This is a genomic window from Bowmanella yangjiangensis (assembly GCF_017255015.1).
Classification (GTDB): domain Bacteria; phylum Pseudomonadota; class Gammaproteobacteria; order Enterobacterales; family Alteromonadaceae; genus Bowmanella; species Bowmanella yangjiangensis.
On sequence record NZ_JAFKCS010000320.1, the window covers coordinates 1 to 916 of the forward strand.

Sequence of the window (916 nt, forward strand, 5' to 3'; positions counted from 1 at the left end):
CACGCATTCCGTGCGCTCTGTCGTGCCGGGCGTCAGCGCGGGTGGCTGGCCTGCCCTCGCTGCACCAGCAGCACGCGCGCCATGTAGCCGACCACGAGGAGGTTGAGCACGAACACGGCGGCGCTCAGGGCGCTGCTGCGGGTCAGCATTTCGTAGACCTCGAACGGCAGATAGATCGCCCCGCTGGCCAAGGCGAACCACTCCGTCCAGAGCAGCCCTTTCCACAGGCCATAGGCTTCGATCAGGCGGATGACGGCGTAGGCCAGTGCGCCGATGGCCAGCAGTGACAGGTCGATGTCGGGCAGCGACTTCACCGCGTGCAGGAAAATGCCAGGCAGGTGACTGGCAGGGTTCAGATGCGCATGGCTGACCAGCGCCTCGGCCACCTGCTGCAGGTTGCGCCCGGCCAGCTCATGCAGGCCAAGCGCGACCACGAGCGAGATGAGGCCTTTGCAGGCTTCCATCGCCGCGATGAGCCGCAGGCCGGGTCTTGTGTGTGCCATCGTCGTCTCTCGCGTGTCAGCTGTGGATAAGGGGGCGCTGCAGCAGTCTGCCAGCTTCTGCTTCAGCTATCTTTCCCTGCGCGCCGGGCCGATGTCGCCGTGGCGTTCTGCAGGCACTCAGGAGAGCCAGATGATCAAGGTCAGTGTGATGTATCCCTACAAGCCGGGCGCGCGTTTCGACCACGCCTACTACCGCGACACGCACATGCCGCTGGTGAAAGCCAGGATGGGCGATGCCTGCCTGTTCTACACCGTCGACAAGGGGATGGCCGGTGGCTCGCCCGATGATCCGCCCGCCTACGTTGGCATGTGTCATGTCTATGCGGACTCCGTCGAAGCCTTTCAAGCCGGCTTTGCGCCGCATGCGCAGGAGATTCTCGCGGACATCGCCAACTACACCGACCTGGTGCCCG

The 916-nt window shown here is 64.8% G+C and carries 2 protein-coding genes; one reads left to right on the forward strand and one right to left on the reverse strand.

Annotation, left to right across the window (positions count from 1 at the left end; genetic code table 11):
* Nucleotides 1-32: 32 nt before the first annotated feature.
* Nucleotides 33-503, reverse strand: a complete 471-nt coding sequence (locus J0A65_RS24285) for a DUF2127 domain-containing protein (RefSeq protein WP_047584350.1) — start codon at nucleotides 501-503, stop codon at nucleotides 33-35.
* A 130-nt stretch (nucleotides 504-633) separates the two neighbouring features.
* Between J0A65_RS24285 and J0A65_RS24290 the strand changes: the two genes are divergently transcribed.
* A partial coding sequence (locus J0A65_RS24290; RefSeq protein ID WP_206596830.1) for an EthD family reductase occupies nucleotides 634-916 on the forward strand: 283 nt, incomplete at its 3' end.